This is a genomic window from Pseudomonas sp. FW305-28 (assembly GCF_017351395.1).
Taxonomy (GTDB): domain Bacteria; phylum Pseudomonadota; class Gammaproteobacteria; order Pseudomonadales; family Pseudomonadaceae; genus Aquipseudomonas; species Aquipseudomonas fluorescens_AA.
The window spans coordinates 30,582-46,853 of sequence record NZ_JACNDD010000016.1 but is presented as its reverse complement, the minus strand read 5'-3'; the positions used below and the strand labels follow the sequence as shown (position 1 = coordinate 46,853).

The window sequence follows — 16,272 nt, the reverse complement described above, 5'->3', positions numbered from 1 at the left end:
GAGCCTTATGCATGTGATCATTACGGCCATCGGCTCAGCCGGTGACGTTCACCCATTTATCGGGATCGGCCGCACCCTCGCCGCACGCGGGCATCGGATAACCTTTTGCGCCAGCGCGGCATTCGCTCCGGTGATCGAGCGCTGTGGCTTCAAGTTCCTGCCCTTGGGTACCCGCGAGGAATATCAAGCGGTCATGGCTGACCCGGCGTTGTGGCATCCGCGCACGTCACTGCCCACCCTATGGAAAACCGTCGGTGGCACGTTGCGTGAACAGTATCGGCTACTGGAACAAGCGTGTGACGACGACACCGTCCTGCTGGGCTCGTTGTGGGCATTTTCCGCGCGGCTGCTACAGGAAAGACACGGCATTCCACTGGTCACTGGCCAGGTCACCCCCTTCGCCATCTGGTCGCCCCTCGCGCGCCCCGTCCATCCACCTGGAACGAACCTGCCGGCCTTCGTACCGTATCCCTTGCGACGCCTGCTGCTGGGGGTCATCGAGCACACCTTCCTCGATCGGCTCATGAAGCCTGAGCTCAACGGTTTTCGCCGTGAATTGGGCTTGCCTGCGGTCAAACGCATCATCAGTCAGTGGATCTCCTCGCCCGACCGGGTATTGGGGTTGTTTCCGGACTGGTTCGCCCCGATCCAACAGGACTGGCCTGCCCAAACGGTACTGACCGGGTTCCCGTTATTCGATGAATCCGGCTTCGAGGCGCCAGACGCCGAGCTGGAGGACTTTTTGAATGCAGCCCCACCGGTGGTGTTCACCCCGGGTTCGACGACGGTCAATGCCGAACAGTATTTCGCCGCTGCGGCGAAAGCACTGAAGTTGATCGACCGCCGCGGCGTGTTCCTGACCAGCCAGCCGGTCGACCCGTCGTTGTCCAGCGACGGCAGGATCCTGGTCAGGCCTTACGTTCCCATGAGCCGCATCCTGCCCCATACCTCGGCCCTGGTGCATCACGGAGGCGTCGGGACCACGGCCCTGGCAATCGCCGCCGGGGTGCCACAGATCGTCACCCCATTTGCCCACGACCATTTCGACAACGCCGCGCGAATGCAACGCCTGGGCTGCGGCTTGCAGGTATTCACGCCAGCCTCCGCCGAGTCGCTGGCCTCGGCCCTGGACACGGTGCTGAACAGCGCTGACGTGCGCGCCAGTTGTGACCACTACAGCAAGGCGATGGCCAGTGGTGACAGCGCCCGCGAAGCGGCAGCGCTGCAAATCGAGGCCATCGCCCACAGAGCCGCGACGTATCGCGTTGCGTAATCACGGATTGATTGGCGACTGACACAGCGCTGCCATTGGCCCGGCCAGAAGGCATCACTCTTTTCATTCGTTTCATCGGGCCAGCGGATCGGCCCACGGAGAACACCATGACCCAGACCCTGCCCGCATCGAGCGCAGAGTGCGTGCTTTATCCCCTCACCACCCCGCAACTGGACATCTGGCTGGACCAGGTGCTGCACGCTGACAGTCCGTTGTACAACATCGGCGGCTATGCCCGCATCAACGGCACGGTCGACGCCACGCTGTTGCAGGCGGCCTTCAACCAGATCGTCAACGGCCACGATGCCCTGCGGATCCAGCTGGTGCCCGGCTCCAGCGAGCACCCGCTGCCGCGCCAACGCTTCCTGGGGCCGGTCGACGCCCCGCTGGCGGTGCACGACGTGTCGGGCCATGCCGATCCGGAAGCCAGCGCATTGGCCTTGCTGCAGGCCAAGCTGCAAACCCCGTTTTCCTTTGACGATGGGCTGCTGGTGCGCGCGGACCTGGTCAAGGTCCGGGAAGACCTCCACTACTGCTTCGTCAATTGCCATCACCTGATCATCGATGGCTGGTCCTTCGCCATGATTGGCCGAACACTCAGCCAGGCCTATACCGCCCTGCATGACCAGGCGCAAAACGCGGCGACAGCACCGACCTATCAAGCGTATGTCGAGCAGCAAGTCGCCAGCAAAGACTCGGCTTCGTTCCAGCGCCAACGCCAGTACTGGCTGGAGAAGTACCGCACACTGCCCGAGCCCCTGCTCGCGCCCCGTCACCTGGGTCGACTCGACCAACGCCTGGCGCCCAGCCAGAACCATGCCTGGCGCTTGCCCCGGGCGCTTTACAACCGTCTTGGCGAAAACGCGAAGGCCGCGGGCCAGGCGACGGTCTTCCACGTCATGCTCGGGGTGCTGTACAGCTACTTTGCGCGCACCGAGCAACGGGATGAAATCGTCATCGGACTGCCCATCCTCAACCGCGCCAATGCCGCACACAAGGCCACGATGGGCTTGTTCGTCGGCATGAGCCCGGTACGCCTGAGCCTGGGCACCGACCTGAGTTTCAGCGACCTGGTCGGCAAGATTGCCCTGACGCTCAAGCAGGATTATCGCTACCAGCGCTTCCCGCTGAGCGAATTGAACCGCGAACTCGGCTTGCAGAACCTGGGCCGGCGGCAGTTGTTCGACGTGGTGGTGTCCTACGAACAGGACCAGGACACCTGGTACGGGCCTGCGCCGGCACAGCCGGTCAAGCTCAGCAATGGCTACGAACAAATGCCACTGGCGATGCACGTTCGTGAGTCCGCGCCGCAAGACGATGTGTGGATGCATTTCATCTACAACGAGGCCTATTTCGACGCGTCGCAGATCGAGGCCTTGCAACAGCGCTTCATGAACATCCTCGCGTGCGTGGCCAGTGATTTCGACGTGTCGGTCGCGGCCCTCGACCCGCTGGCGCCCAATGAGCGCCAATGGCTGCAGGACTGGAATCGCACCGACGTCGACTACCCCAGGGATGTGCTGCTCCATCAATTGATCGAAGCCCAGGTCGCCGCTCGCCCCGACGCCATCGCGGTGCGCTTCGCAGACCAGGCGCTGACTTACGACGCGCTGAACCGTCAGGCCAACCGCCTGGCCCATGCCCTGCTGGAAACCGGGCTTGGCCGCGACGATCGCGTTGCCATCTGCCTGGACCGCAGCCTGGAGATGGTGGTCGGCCTGTTGGGCATTCTCAAAGCGGGTGCCGCCTATGTGCCGCTGGACCCGGGTTATCCGGCCGACCGCTTGAGCCATATGCTCAGCGACAGCGCCCCCAGTGCCCTGATCACCACCCAGGGGTTATTGGCGAACCTGCCCGCCGTGACGATGCCCGTGCTGTGCCTGGATGCCGGCTCTGAAGCGCTGTCTCGACAACCGACGCACAACCCGGACCCCGCCGCGCTCGGGCTGACGCCGCGAGACCTGGCCTACGTGATCTACACCTCCGGTTCCACCGGCTTGCCCAAGGGCGTGATGAACCAGCATGACGGGGTCGTCAATCGCTTGCTCTGGGCGCGCGATGCCTATGGGGTCGATGAACACAGCCGGATCCTGCAAAAGACGCCGTTCAGTTTTGATGTGTCGGTCTGGGAATTTTTCCTGCCGTTGCTCAGTGGCGCGCAACTGATCGTCGCCGCCCCCGACGGGCACAAGGACCCGCGCTACCTGATGGACATCATGGCGAGCGCCGGCATCACGCTGCTGCATTTCGTCCCATCGATGTTGCAGGTCTTTCTCGACCAGGTGGAGCCACAGCGCCTGCCCGCGCTCCAGCAGGTCTTGTGCAGCGGCGAAGCCTTGCCCCATGCCTTGCAGAAGCGTTTTTTCGAATGCTTGCCAACGGTGCAGTTGCACAACCTTTACGGCCCCACCGAAGCGGCCGTCGACGTGACGGCTTGGCATTGCCGGCCCGATGCGCACGACGGCATCGTACCGATCGGCCGACCGATCGCGAATATTCAAATGCATGTCCTCGACGCGAACCTGCAACTGCTGCCACCGGGGGTGGCCGGCGAGCTGCACATCGGTGGCATCGGGGTCGCGCGGGGTTACCTGAACCGTCCAGAACTGACGGCCGAACGGTTTATCCACGCCCCCTTGGGCAGCGAGCCCCAGGCGCGGCTGTACAAGACCGGCGACCTCGGGCGTTGGCTGCCCGATGGCAGCCTCGAATACCTGGGACGCAACGATTTCCAGGTGAAAATCCGCGGCCTGCGCATCGAACTGGGCGAGATCGAAGCCCACCTGCTCGCCTGTGAAGGTGTCAAGGACGTGGTCGTGATCGCCCGCCAGGAAGCCGGTGATGCGTACCTCAACGCCTATTGGGTGAGCGAGCCCGGCTGCTCGCCATCCCCGCAAGCGCTGCAGGAAACCTTGCGCCAGCAGGTGCCTGACTACATGGTGCCCAGGCACCTGGTCGAGCTCGATCAGTTCCCGTTGAATGTCAACGGCAAGCTGGATCGCAAGGCCCTGCCCGAGCCGACAGCCAACCTGGGTAACGATACGACAGCCCCACGCACGGCGCTGGAACAGGCCCTCGCCGAGCTGTGGCAGGACAACCTCAAGCGCTCGACGCCGGGCATCCATGACAACTACTTCATGCTCGGTGGCGACTCTCTGAAAGTCATCCACTTGCAGATCCATGCCCGTGAACAGGGGATTGCACTGACCCTGGCGCAGGTCTACCAGTACCCCACCATCGCCCAGTTGGCCGAGGCCCTGGAGTCCGGGCAAACCCCGGCCACCGAGTTCGAACCCTTGGCCCACGTAGAGCCTTTCGCCCAGGTTCCGGCGGCGATCCGCCTGGCCAGCGAAGGTGTGTTCGATGACGTGTTTGCCGCTTCGCAACTGCAAGTCGGGATGATTTATCACTCGATGATGCACCCGGACTCGGCGATCTATCACGACATCTTCCGCTACCGCTTGCGCCTGCAGTGGGATGCGCCGGCATGGGAGCGGGCCTGTGCCGCATTGATCCGGCGTCATCCGGCCTTGCGCATGTCGTTCGATATCGGGCACGCCGAGGTGCCCATGGCCCGGGTGCACTCGAGCGTCGAGCCCCCCGTACAAATCATCGATGTCTGCTCAACGGGCCCCGACACCCGGGCCCAGGCCATTGCCGCCTACGTGGAGGAACGCAAGCGTTACCGCGAAGACTGGCATCGGGCGCCGTTGTATCAGTTCTGCGTGTTCGTCGCGGAGACTGAAATCGACCTGGTCTTCAGCTTCCACCATGCGATCCTCGACGGCTGGAGCGTCGCCACCTTGATGCGCGACCTGATCACGCTCTACACCTCGGCACCTGGCACCGACGCCCTGCCGGCCCTGACCACCACGCCAGCCGACTTCGTGGCCCTGGAGCAACAAGCCATGGCGACAGAGACCCACCGCCGTTTCTGGCGCGAATACCTGCACGAGGCGCCCGCCGCGGCCATGACCAGCTGGATCCATGGAGTGGCACCGGACCCGACGCCGCACCGCTCGGCCTACCGTGAACTGCCCGCCGCGGACCTGGCCCGGCTCGAAGCCTTCTGCCAGGCCCATGACCTGCCCCTGCGCGCGGTCCTGCTGACGGCCCACGGTTTCGCCCAGGCGATCATGTCCAATCAAAAGGACGTGCTGTGCGGCGTGATCAGCCATGGCCGACCGGCGTTCGAAGATGCCGCCTCGGTCCTGGGTCTGTTCCTCAATACCCTGCCGGTACGCTTCAGCAGCCAGGACCAGAGCTGGTTGGAGCTGATCCGGGCAACAATTGCCCAGGAACAACAGGTATTCGCCCATCGGCGCTATCCGTTCGCATTGATTCATCGCGAGACCGATGTCGCCTTGAACGTGGTGTTCAATTACGTCGATTTCTACGTGCTCAAGGACCTGCTGGCCCAAGGCGAAGAGATCCTCACCGACTGGGAAACCACGGAAGCGAGCAACTACGACTTGCTGACCACCCTCGGCCGTCACCCCGCCAACGGTTCGCTGATGTTGAAGATGGACTACCGCACCGCGCGTGTCGCCACGAGCCAGGCCGAAGCCTATGCCGATTACCTGCTGCGCACGCTGGAACTGATGATCGCCGCGCCTGAGGCCACGCCGGCCATTCCGGCCTGGCTGCCGCCCGTCGCCCGAACCACACCGCAGGCCGCCAGGGCCTTGCCCCACGACAACCTGTCGAGCGTGTTACTGGACAGTTTCGCGCGCCATGGCGAGCAGACCGCCGTGAGCTTTGGCCAGGCCCGTCTTTCCTACCGCCAACTGCACGATACTTGCGCCCAACTGGTGAGCTGGCTGCACCGCCACGGTATCGGCCAGGGGGATCGGGTCGCGATCATGATGCCCCGCTCGCCCGACCTGATCGTCGCCTTGCTCGGTGTCGTACAGGCCGGCGCCGCCTACGTTCCGATCGACCTGAGCTATCCGCAGGAGCGTATCCAGCTGATTCTCGAAGACTCGCAGCCACGCCTGGTGCTGTTCGCCGATGCCTCTGCGAACCTGGCGATGGCCCTGGCAGGCCAGGCCGATACGCGCCACTGGGACAGCGTGGTCGCTGGCTTCGACGACGATCTGGCCGGCAGTCACCAACGGGTGGCCGCCATTGCCGCTGGCATCATGACTGAAGACAACGCCTACTTGCTCTACACCTCGGGCTCGACCGGCCGCCCCAAGGGCGTGGCCATGCCGCACCAGGCGTTGACCAATATGATCCTCTGGCAGAACCGCCAGCAGGCGCAGGACGGCCATGGGACACAAGCGCTGAAGACGCTGCAATACGCGCCCATTTCGTTCGACGTTTCGTTCCAGGAAATTTTCTCGACCCTGTCCAGCGGTCATGAACTGGTGATGATTGACGAAGGGTTGCGCTATGACTTCATCCGCTTGCTGAAGTTTATTGGCACGCAAGCGGTGAATCGCCTGTTCCTGCCCTACGTCGCGTTCCAGGGCTTGGCCGAAGTCGCCACACAACTGGGTATTTACCCCTCCTCGCTGCGTCAGATCAACGTCGCCGGCGAGCAGTTGAAAATCACTGCCGAAATCCGCGACCTGATCGATCACCTCGGCGACTGCCGGGTGGAGAACCACTATGGCCCGACCGAGGCTCATGTGGTCACGAGCCTGCGACTTGAAGGCGCGACGGCGACCTGGCCGAGCATGCCGCCCATCGGCAGGCCCATCGACGGGGTACGCCTGCATGTCCTGGACGCGGCCGGCAACCCCTGCCCGGTCGGCGTGACGGGCGACCTGTTCATCGAAGGGGCCTGTCTCGCCAATGGCTACTGGAATCGCCCCGACCTGACCGACGAGCGCTTCATCTATCGCCAGCTCGAGGGCCAGACACGACGCCTGTATGAAACCGGCGACATTGGCTTCTACTTGCCTGGCGGCGATCTCGTGTACCAGGGCCGTAGCGACGCTCAAGTCAAGATTCGCGGTTACCGCGTCGAGCTCGGCGAGATCGAAGTGGCCATGCTCGGCTCCGCCCGGTTCAGGGCCGACATCGAGCAGGTGGCGGTCATCGACAAGACGGCAACCGATGGCAGCCGTTATCTGGTGGGCTTCGTCCAGGCACTGCCGGGGCGCGAGCCGGACCTGGACCAGTTCAAGGCGGAAATGCGCCTGGCGCTGCCCGACTACATGGTGCCGAACACGCTGGTCAGGATCGCGCAGCTACCGCTCGGGCCCACGGGCAAGATCGACCGGCAGCGCTTGCAAAAGATAGAAGTCCAGACCACCTTGCAGCGGTCCTTCATTGGCCCGCGCAATGCCATGGAGGATCTGCTGCAAGCCTACTGGCAGGAAACCTTGGACCTGGACAACATCAGCGTCCACGACAACTTCTTCGAGCTGGGGGGCAATTCGCTCAAGGCGGTGCGACTGGTGGCCATGCTCGCCAGACATCAAGGCCTGGAACCTTCGCTGTCCGACTTTATCCAGGCGCCGACCATCGCCGAATTCGCCCAGGTGCTGCAACAGACCGAAACCGGACACCCCGGCGCCGGCGCGCTGGTGGACTTCAAGAATGCCACGCGCAAGCCGACGTTGTTCCTGGTCCACCCCATCGGCGGACACGTGCTGTGCTATGCGGCACTGGCGCGGGTGCTCAAGGACCAGGTCCACCTGTATGCCCTGCAAGCGCCAGGCACATGGGATGGCCGTGAACCGCTGCAATCGGTGCAGGCCCAGGCGGTGAACTACGCGGACGCCATCGAGCAGGTCGCCCCTGAAGGCCCCCTGAATATAGGCGGCTGGTCCTATGGCGGCGTCGTGGCGTATGAACTGGCCAGCGAGTTGCAGCGGCGCGGACGGCGCCTGCACAACGTGTTCCTGCTGGACACCATCGTGCGTGTCAGGCAGGGCGAGGTGCGGATAGAACGCAGCGAGTTCATGAACTGGTTCATGTGGGAACTGCTCAGCGGCGACGGCCAGAAGGAGTACGCCTACCACGCCCTGGACTTCTCCTCCCAGGACGACCCGCAGGCCTTCGCGGCGATCCGGCAGCACGGCATCGACCAGGGTATTTTCGACGAGACCATCACCCTGGCGACACTCGATCAGTTGTTCCGGGTGTTCCATGCCAACTGGCAAGGGCTGCTGGACTATCGCTTCCCGCCACTGGACCTGCCCATCACGCTGTTCGCCGCGGACGTCGAGCTGCCCGATGTACTGCAAGCTCCCCATGAACTGGTGGGTACCGCCTTCCGCGACCCGTACCGCGGCTGGCGCTCGATTGCGCCCCACGTGCAGCGAGTCGCCGTGGAGGGTGACCATCTGACCATGATGCGCGAGCCGCACATCGAGCGAGTGGGCCAATGCATCCGATCGCGGATGGACCTGGCCCGGGCCAGGAACGCCGAATCCATGAACGCACTGGCTTGACCATGATCGCCGATCACGGGGCCGGATTGACGGCCCCGCTTGACTCCATCGCCCGGTCGTTCCGGGCCCGATACAGGTGAAACAGCATGACAGCACCCAAAAAAGCCATTGTCGCCGGCGCCGGGATCGGCGGGCTGACCGCCGCCATCGCGCTGCAGCGCGCGGGCTGGCAGGTCAAGGTCTTCGAAGCGGCCCAGACACTGCGCACCGGTGGCACCGGCTTGTCCGTCATGGCCAATGCCATGGCGGCGTTGCACTCGATTGACGCCCATGTTCCGGTGGAACAGGCCGGCCAGGTGATCCGCGACTTCTTCTTCAAGAAACACCAGGGCGATGCCATCACCCGCATGCCGATCCACGAGATCGGCGAACAGTTGGGTCATCCCAGTGTGAATATCCAGCGCCCGCTGTTGCTACGCGCGTTGGCGCAGCAGCTCGCCCCCGACACCTTGACGACCGGGTTGCGCTGCACGGGGTATGACCCTCGCCCCGATGGTGTGGTGGTGCGGTTCGAAGACGGCAGCCTGCAGGAAGCGGATCTGTTGATTGGCGCCGATGGACTGAACTCGGTGATTCGCCAGCAGATGCTCGGCGAAACCCCAACCCGCCCATCGGGTTATGTCGCCTGGCTGGCGGTGGTGCCCTTCAGCCATCCGGTCATGACCGAAGGCTACGTGGCGCATTACTGGGGACGCGGCAAGCGCTTCGGGCTCTGCGATGTCGGGGACGGCCAGGCGTATTGGTGGGGCACCTGCAATCACGAAAACGCGGCGGATGCCGCCTTGAACATCAGCAAGCAGGAAGTGCTCGCAGCCTACGCCGACTGGGCGCCGGAAGTCGTGGCCGCCATCGAGGCCACCCCTGAGAGCGTCATACTGAAAATGCATGCCCGGGACCGCCATCCCGTCGAGCAATTCTGCGATGGACACGTGGTGCTCTTGGGCGATGCGGCTCATCCCATGCTGCCCAGCCTGGGCCAAGGTGCCGCACAGGCGATCGAGGATGCCGTGGTACTGGCCGATCGACTGACGCAAACGCCGGACCTGCGCACCGCGCTACTGCACTACCAGGCCCATCGTCACCCGCGGGCCAACGGGATCGTCAATGCCGCGCGCTTCATGAGCGGTATCGAGCAAAGCGAATCGAGCCTCGCCTGCTGGCTGCGAGAATGGTACATGCGCCTGACGCCACAGAGCAGCTTGCGGAAAAAGAACATCGACCTCCTCTCGTTCAAGCCCTGCGCATGACTTGGCGAAACGGTCACTGAGCGAACTGGACGGGACGGCGTGAAACCCGACCGGCTACCGATGACACTAAAGCGTCAATGACAAAAAGCGACTCCCATATAGACAAAAAACGACATGCACCGGGAGGAAAATCGATAAACGAGAATTCTTCACCATACTGGGATTCCGGAATTGGGACACTACTGCAAGACAATTCCCGCGTTGACAATCATGAAAAAAGCAACCTCTCGAGAATCGAACCTAGAATACAACCACTTGATTTAGCTGAATATTTTCATTAAACCGCGCTGAAATCCGTCCCCCGCGGCGATCATCGTAAAGGAAAAAAACTGTGACCCAACGTGTTTTTTGCCCGGAGGTATCCAAGAACCCACACCCCACTGACTGACCCGGAATGTCCCTGTTTTCCCTTACAGACTTTTCCCACATGGAAACGCCTAATAGCCCTACCGGCTAAACCGTTTAAGTCAATAGGTCCACAAGACGTTATTGACTCCAAGTATCAACTCCAGAAGAGGCTCAAGCATTTTGGAAGCGGTCGGATTTTCTTCCGTCAACATCACGGATGCGGAGTTTTTTCGAGTAAGCAGGAATAAGGACTATGAATCGACATGCGTGTATTGAGGGTGCAGAAAAATCGCACCTCTACGTAGAGCTAGGAAAGCTGATTTCAAGTGTCGGACACGAGAGTTTCTTGACCAACGTGCACCAGATGATCGAAACAACGGTGCCTGTCAGTCGACTCGAATTGAGTGAATGGACAGCCGACGACACCCAGTCGAACGTCCTCGATGTACAGCTGTTGGGGTATGCGGGTGCGGAAAAAAACGTGCACATGCAGTCCCCCTGCCCCACCACGGCGATACAGCGCAACGATCACCCCTTGGTGAAAAGAGTGCTGGAAGTGGATGACGCCCTGCTGATCCATCTGAACGCACGAATGAAAGATGAAAGAGGCAATGACTGCCTCGGCACTTCCCACCAGTGCATTCTGATTTCACGCAAGGCCAACCGCCGCTGTGTGATCTCATTGCAACGCCCTCAGGTACAGCGCGACTTTTCCCTTCAGGAACTGTCCTTTCTGAAATACCTTTCCGAAACGCTGTTGCCCCTGGCCGAGCGTCATGCGCACCTCAATCGCCAATCTTTCAAAGCCTCTGGCAGCGCTACGGGCCATCCACTCGATGCCGCCGAACAGACCCAGTTGCAACGGGATTTCAATGATCGATTGAGCCCCTGCGACGTCACCCTTTCCGTGCGGGAAAAAGAAGTCTGCCTGGGCCTGCTGGCCGGGGGTACCGTGCCGGAGATTGCGGAAAAGCTACAGGTCAAGAACAGCTCCATCGAAACCTACCTCAAGCGTGCCGCCGCCAAGCTGGGCGTGAGTGGGCGGCATGGGCTGGCGAAATGGATGATCGGATCATGACGGCTCGCCGCGCACGGCCCGCCAGAACCCGCCTGCCTGCGCCCGCGGGGTCCGGGCAGGCACCACAATGAGATAACAGGTCGATGCATAAACTCTTGAGCCCCCTGGCGGCCGCGGCATTCATGCTGGGCGGTTGTTCGCTGATCCCGGACTACCAACGGCCCGACGCTCCGGTCGCCGGGCAGTATCCGCAAACCTCGGCCTATGCCCCGGCCTTGTCGGGGCCCCTGGCGGCCGAACAGGGTTGGCGTGATCTGTTCCAGGATCCGGTGCTGGCGCAACTGATCGAAAGCGCGCTGGCCAACAACCGCGACTTGCGGGTAGCGGCGTTGAACGTCGAGGCTTACCAGGCGCAGTACCGGATCCAGCGGGCGGACCTCTTCCCGGCGATCAGCGCCAACGGCACCGGTTCGCGCCAGCGCCTGCCGGCCAGCCTCACCGGAACCGGTAACGCCGCCATCAGCAGTTCGTATTCGGCAACCCTGGGGATCAGCGCTTATGAACTGGACCTGTTCGGGCGCATACGCAGCCTCAGCGACCAGGCGTCGCTGATCTATCTGTCCAGCGAAGAGGCCCGCCGCAGCAGCCAATTGAGTCTGGTGGCCAGCGTGGCCAGTGCCTACCTGACCTGGCGTGCCGACCAGGAACTGCTGGCGCTGACCCAGGACACGCTCCAGTCCTATGAGCAAAGCCTGCGCCTGACCGAACGCAGTAACCAGGTCGGCACCGCCTCGGCCTTGAACCTGAGCCAATCGCGAACCTCGGTGGAAAGCGCCAGGGCCAGCCTGGCGAAGTTCCAGCGCCAGGTCGCCCAGGACCTCAACAACCTCACGTTGCTGGTGGGCAGGTCGGTCGCCGATGACCTGCCCGGCCGTCCACTGGCATCGGACCTGCTCAGCGAAGTACCGGCGGGCCTGCCTTCGGACTTGCTGCAACGCCGGCCGGACATCCTGGAGGCCGAGTACCTGCTGCAATCGGCCAACGCCAACATCGGCGCGGCCCGTGCCGCCTTTTTCCCGAGCATCAGCCTGACCGCCAACGCGGGCAGTTCCAGTACGGAACTGTCCGGGCTGTTCAAGGGCGGGTCGGGCAGCTGGACATTTCAACCGCAGATCAACCTGCCGATTTTCAACGCGGGCAGCCTTCGGGCGAGCCTGAACTACTCGAAAATCCAGAAAGACATCCGCGTGTCGCAATACGAGAAAGCCATCCAGACCGCCTTCCAGGAAGTGTCCGATGGCCTGGCGGCACGCAAGACCTATAAAGACCAATTGATCGCCCAGCGCGATCTGGTGCAAGCCAACCAGGATTACTACCGCCTGGCGGAGCGACGTTATCGCATCGGCGTGGATAGCAGCCTGACCTTCCTCGATGCCCAACGCTCGCTGTTCAACGCCCAGCAAACCCTGATCGTCGACCGGCTGTCGCAGCTGCTCGCCGAAGTCAATCTGTACAAGGCCCTGGGCGGGGGTTGGGTAGAACGCACAAGCAACGTGACTGTGAGGTGACTGCAAATGGGCACATTCGAACCCGGGACACTGGTGCGCTTACGTTCGGGAGGCAAGACGATGGTGGTCAAACAGGCCTCGTCCATCTCCCAGATGCCGGATACCTTGCTGCTCTTGTGTGAGTACCGAGCCAAGAATCGCCTGGTGCAGGGTTTCTATGCGATACGCGACCTGATCCCGGCTTCCGGAAACCCGGGCACTGAAAGTTCATAGGGACGCTGATCGGCAAGATGAAAACCGGTCCCTGTGGCGAGGGAGCTTGCTCCCGCTGGGCTGCGCAGCAGCCCCAAAGAAGCTGAACGCAATCAACCTGGCACTTCTCAGTGGCAGGTTTCGGGGCTGCTTCACAGCCCTGCAGAGAGGGGATCTTTACCCAGCCTGAAAGTGGATCAATACAAAGCTGGCGTCGGTACCAGAAACTTTAGAATGTTTCTCCCTATCAGATGCAGCTCAACCGCAGCGGTTGTACCCTCCGGCAAGCAGGTATGCACATTGCGAGCACGCCAGCTACATCTGTCGACTGTATTTGCGAAATCCTGCGGAGGCTTTACATGCCTGATCCGTGCAAAGTATGCACACCATTTTCTTACGACGCTTCGCTACACCCAAGAGACTGAAGTCTTCACGAAATTTCGGGCTAATAGCGCATTGCCCATACTAAGCTATCCTTGCTCATACCTACGAGCCTGCCGGCAAAAAACCACATAATGACAAGGAGCATGATTTATGCACAAAACTATTATGCTATCGATTTTATGTTCTGGTTTATACGGATGCTCAACCGCTCTAAGCACCCAAACGGCAGGGGAGGAAAATTCCGGTTTTACTTACATTCCACTTGATCCATTCCCAGTTGTCACAGTCCCTGGAGACAGCTGCCGAAAAACATCATCGAGCGAAATAGCTGCCGACCCTGGATATATTCCCTCGGCGCTCATCCCTCAGGGCCTTGATACTCCAGCTTATGAAGACATACTATCTTCCTTGCCCGACAATGCGGTGCGAATGGTAGTAGAAAATATAACAATTAAGGGATCCATCAGTTATGGAGCCGGGAAAATAGGAGGAAACCAGGAAAGGTATAGGATCACAGCCGACTACATTTCAGCAGATACAATAAATATGCCTGTATGGATTAAGAGACAAGTAATGTATTCGTTTTCGCCACCAAACCATCAAGGATCTACCGGGACAAGGCCGGACAATCTGACTCTCGCAGAGACTGCGCGAGAAACATATTCAACCAATGTAGACAACCAACCCCTTAACTTTAAAAGACTCAGCGAGAAATTTTTTGTGAAGCGAGCAAAGCGTGGGGAGGAACCACCCTTTGATTACTACGCCTACAACATCCCCGTATACGTCGGCATAGGAATAAGAATCATATCTAATGTTGAGATAACAGGGAAAAGCGCGAACATTTCCGGCATCGGGGCTATTGGTCTTGAGTCTCAAGCGAACAATCTCAAAGGGAGCTTGGTAGTACAAACTCTAGGGGTCAATGGAAAAGCTGTCTCTAGCGCGCTTCCAATGCAAAGTGAGTTGAATGCCACTACAGCCCAGAACGCCTTGATAGCAACGGCCTCAATAAAAACGCTATTATATTCTGATGACACCCATGTCTATCCGCGAGTAGTAGGTCTATATCTCCCCTTCCCTAGCAACAAGGCGCTTGTAAATGCCATAATTTCAGAGCTTTCATCTAGCCAAGTAGAATGGAAAAGGCCTTGCAAATGGATCAGTAGTAAAAAAATCACGCCGTAGATCTAGCTATGATTTACTTTATGCATTTATATGCCACCAACTTTTAGCGTTAACCTCTTCTACATCTACTCGGCACTTGGGCTTAGCGAGGTATCGAGCTCAAAATATATTCATCGAGCGTTTTTTTAACCGCTGAAAAAGCAGCGCTCTCAAAAAACCGTATCCGAGATCCTAATGCGATTTCAAACGAAGCGTACGAGGTGGCGGCAAACTAAACGAACACGGCTCCCGTCGTCAGCGCTTGATTGAAGGAGTCAAAAGTGTTATCTCGACGCAGCGCTCTCACTTGCCAAAGATAAAACGAGCGCACCTTACCTTCCGTCGAAACAGCTCTTTCCCGATAAGCCGAGCCCCGTGAAATGAGTGCGGTACCGCAGTTACCACTAAACTGAATGGGGCGCGCAGCCCCCCAACCTGCATTCCAATAACAGAGGTCCGCGATGAGTTGCTCGTGTACCTTAACCTCCAACCGCCCGTCACAAGGGGTGAGTTCGGCTAGGTCGGTGCCAGGTAGCGTTGGAAGGAAGAGCCGTCCAGGATACAAGTCGTGCTGGAGATAACCTAAACGGTCGAAACCAAGCGGCGCAGCAAGTGGCCACGCCTTACATTGCTCCTCCATTAGCCCGCCTAGCTGGGGCGGCGCGAAAATAGTTGTCGCGCTTAAGGGTTCAGAAGACGCACTGCGAAGCATCCGACCATTGGCCCAGAAATCCTCCAGATGCGCTGCTAAGTCAGTGTCAGCGATGCTGCTCCCCTCCGCTTGCGACCACCGGACCAGTGAAACCTCCACACACCGCACCATCGATACAAATATTGGAGAACTGAACGCGATCAGTTCGTCATCCGGCCGTGTTTTTCTTACGTGGGCTACCAAGCCTCGTACAGAGGATTCGATACCTTCTTTATCGCCGTCGAAGTCAGTCGTCGCAGGAAACCAAACCGGGCGCTGAGGTCTGAGCAAGGCCAAGGTTGGGTGAACAGGCAAAGCCAAGAGAGCCCTAGCTTCCGCTCGATCCGTTGGCATGCCCCAGAACTCTTCAGCCACCGCCAACGTGCGAAGGTAGGCAGATATAGCCCGCAGAGCTGTCCGCGAGGAAAGGTGTCCGACAAAGCCATCGCCCAAGGGGCGCGAGAAGTGCCAGGGGTCTCCTTGGAACGGGGCGTCTGGGTAGGCGGATCGATTCGTCGCCCACTCAAAAGCCATCTGCCTGATGAATGGAAACCCAGTACTGCTCTCGAGCTCGCCCATGGAAGTTCGGAATATCCGGGGTAGATCTGAGCCTTGCACGCCGTCAAAGTCTTGAGGAATCTCGAAGTCCTCGGGCACCTCCTCCAATTCTTCGTCGCCTTCGGCAAACATACCAAAGCTTTCCAGCAGCAGATCCGAAAGTACTGATGACATCGAGATGCTTTCAGCTAGCTTGAGGGTGGGTGAGTAGCTGTACGCTTGCGTGGCCATCCAGAAGATAAACAGTACCTCAACCACTTCGGCCTCAAGCTTGCGCGAACTCAGCAGTTGAAGCAGCGCGCACTCGGTCTCGTCCCTCATAGCCGCCTCACTTAGCCGAGCTGCCAGTTCCTGCATGCTCCACCACCTTGCAGAGGTCGACGGCCAACCAAGCCGGGCGATGAGGATGCGAAGCTCGTC

At 60.4% G+C, this 16,272-nt stretch carries 8 protein-coding genes; 7 read left to right on the top strand and 1 reads right to left on the bottom strand.

Annotation, left to right across the window (positions count from 1 at the left end):
• Window positions 1-7 precede the first annotated feature (7 nt).
• The 7 genes from J4E53_RS06160 (at window position 8) to J4E53_RS06130 (ending at window position 14,624) form a co-directional block, all read left to right on the top strand.
• Window positions 8-1,273, top strand: coding sequence for a glycosyltransferase (locus J4E53_RS06160; RefSeq protein ID WP_158249666.1), 1,266 nt, complete (start codon window positions 8-10; stop codon window positions 1,271-1,273).
• 107 nt (window positions 1,274-1,380) lie between these two features.
• The gene (locus tag J4E53_RS06155) at window positions 1,381-8,679 is read left to right on the top strand and encodes a non-ribosomal peptide synthetase (protein ID WP_103310835.1); all 7,299 of its coding nucleotides are present in this window, start codon (window positions 1,381-1,383) and stop codon (window positions 8,677-8,679) included.
• Between the two features lie 86 nt (window positions 8,680-8,765).
• A complete protein-coding gene (locus tag J4E53_RS06150; RefSeq protein WP_060742642.1) occupies window positions 8,766-9,926 on the top strand; it encodes an FAD-dependent monooxygenase in 1,161 nt (386 codons plus the stop codon).
• Between the two features lie 601 nt (window positions 9,927-10,527).
• The gene (locus J4E53_RS06145) at window positions 10,528-11,352 is read left to right on the top strand and encodes a helix-turn-helix transcriptional regulator (RefSeq protein WP_060742643.1); all 825 of its coding nucleotides are present in this window, start codon (window positions 10,528-10,530) and stop codon (window positions 11,350-11,352) included.
• 83 nt (window positions 11,353-11,435) lie between these two features.
• A complete protein-coding gene (gene adeC, locus J4E53_RS06140) occupies window positions 11,436-12,860 on the top strand; it encodes an AdeC/AdeK/OprM family multidrug efflux complex outer membrane factor (protein ID WP_103310297.1) in 1,425 nt (474 codons plus the stop codon).
• A gap of 6 nt (window positions 12,861-12,866) precedes the next feature.
• A complete protein-coding gene (locus tag J4E53_RS06135) occupies window positions 12,867-13,073 on the top strand; it encodes a hypothetical protein (protein ID WP_060742645.1) in 207 nt (68 codons plus the stop codon).
• Window positions 13,074-13,586: 513 nt separating this feature from the next.
• Complete coding sequence (locus tag J4E53_RS06130; protein WP_146042659.1) at window positions 13,587-14,624, top strand: hypothetical protein; 1,038 nt, start codon at window positions 13,587-13,589, stop codon at window positions 14,622-14,624.
• A gap of 211 nt (window positions 14,625-14,835) precedes the next feature.
• On the opposite strand, the gene J4E53_RS06125 is transcribed toward J4E53_RS06130, so the two are convergent.
• Window positions 14,836-16,209: a multidrug DMT transporter permease gene (locus J4E53_RS06125; RefSeq protein ID WP_256587229.1), complete on the bottom strand. Its 1,374-nt coding sequence runs from the start codon at window positions 16,207-16,209 to the stop codon at window positions 14,836-14,838.
• Between the last annotated feature and the right edge of the window lie 63 nt (window positions 16,210-16,272).

Coding starts and splice junctions, on each gene's coding strand:
- J4E53_RS06160 (WP_158249666.1), top strand. CDS start 8: ATGCATGTGATCATTACGGCCATCGGCTCAGCCGGTGACGTTCACCCA.
- J4E53_RS06155 (WP_103310835.1), top strand. CDS start 1,381: ATGACCCAGACCCTGCCCGCATCGAGCGCAGAGTGCGTGCTTTATCCC.
- J4E53_RS06150 (WP_060742642.1), top strand. CDS start 8,766: ATGACAGCACCCAAAAAAGCCATTGTCGCCGGCGCCGGGATCGGCGGG.
- J4E53_RS06145 (WP_060742643.1), top strand. CDS start 10,528: ATGAATCGACATGCGTGTATTGAGGGTGCAGAAAAATCGCACCTCTAC.
- adeC (WP_103310297.1), top strand. CDS start 11,436: ATGCATAAACTCTTGAGCCCCCTGGCGGCCGCGGCATTCATGCTGGGC.
- J4E53_RS06135 (WP_060742645.1), top strand. CDS start 12,867: ATGGGCACATTCGAACCCGGGACACTGGTGCGCTTACGTTCGGGAGGC.
- J4E53_RS06130 (WP_146042659.1), top strand. CDS start 13,587: ATGCACAAAACTATTATGCTATCGATTTTATGTTCTGGTTTATACGGA.
- J4E53_RS06125 (WP_256587229.1), bottom strand. CDS start 16,209: ATGCAGGAACTGGCAGCTCGGCTAAGTGAGGCGGCTATGAGGGACGAG.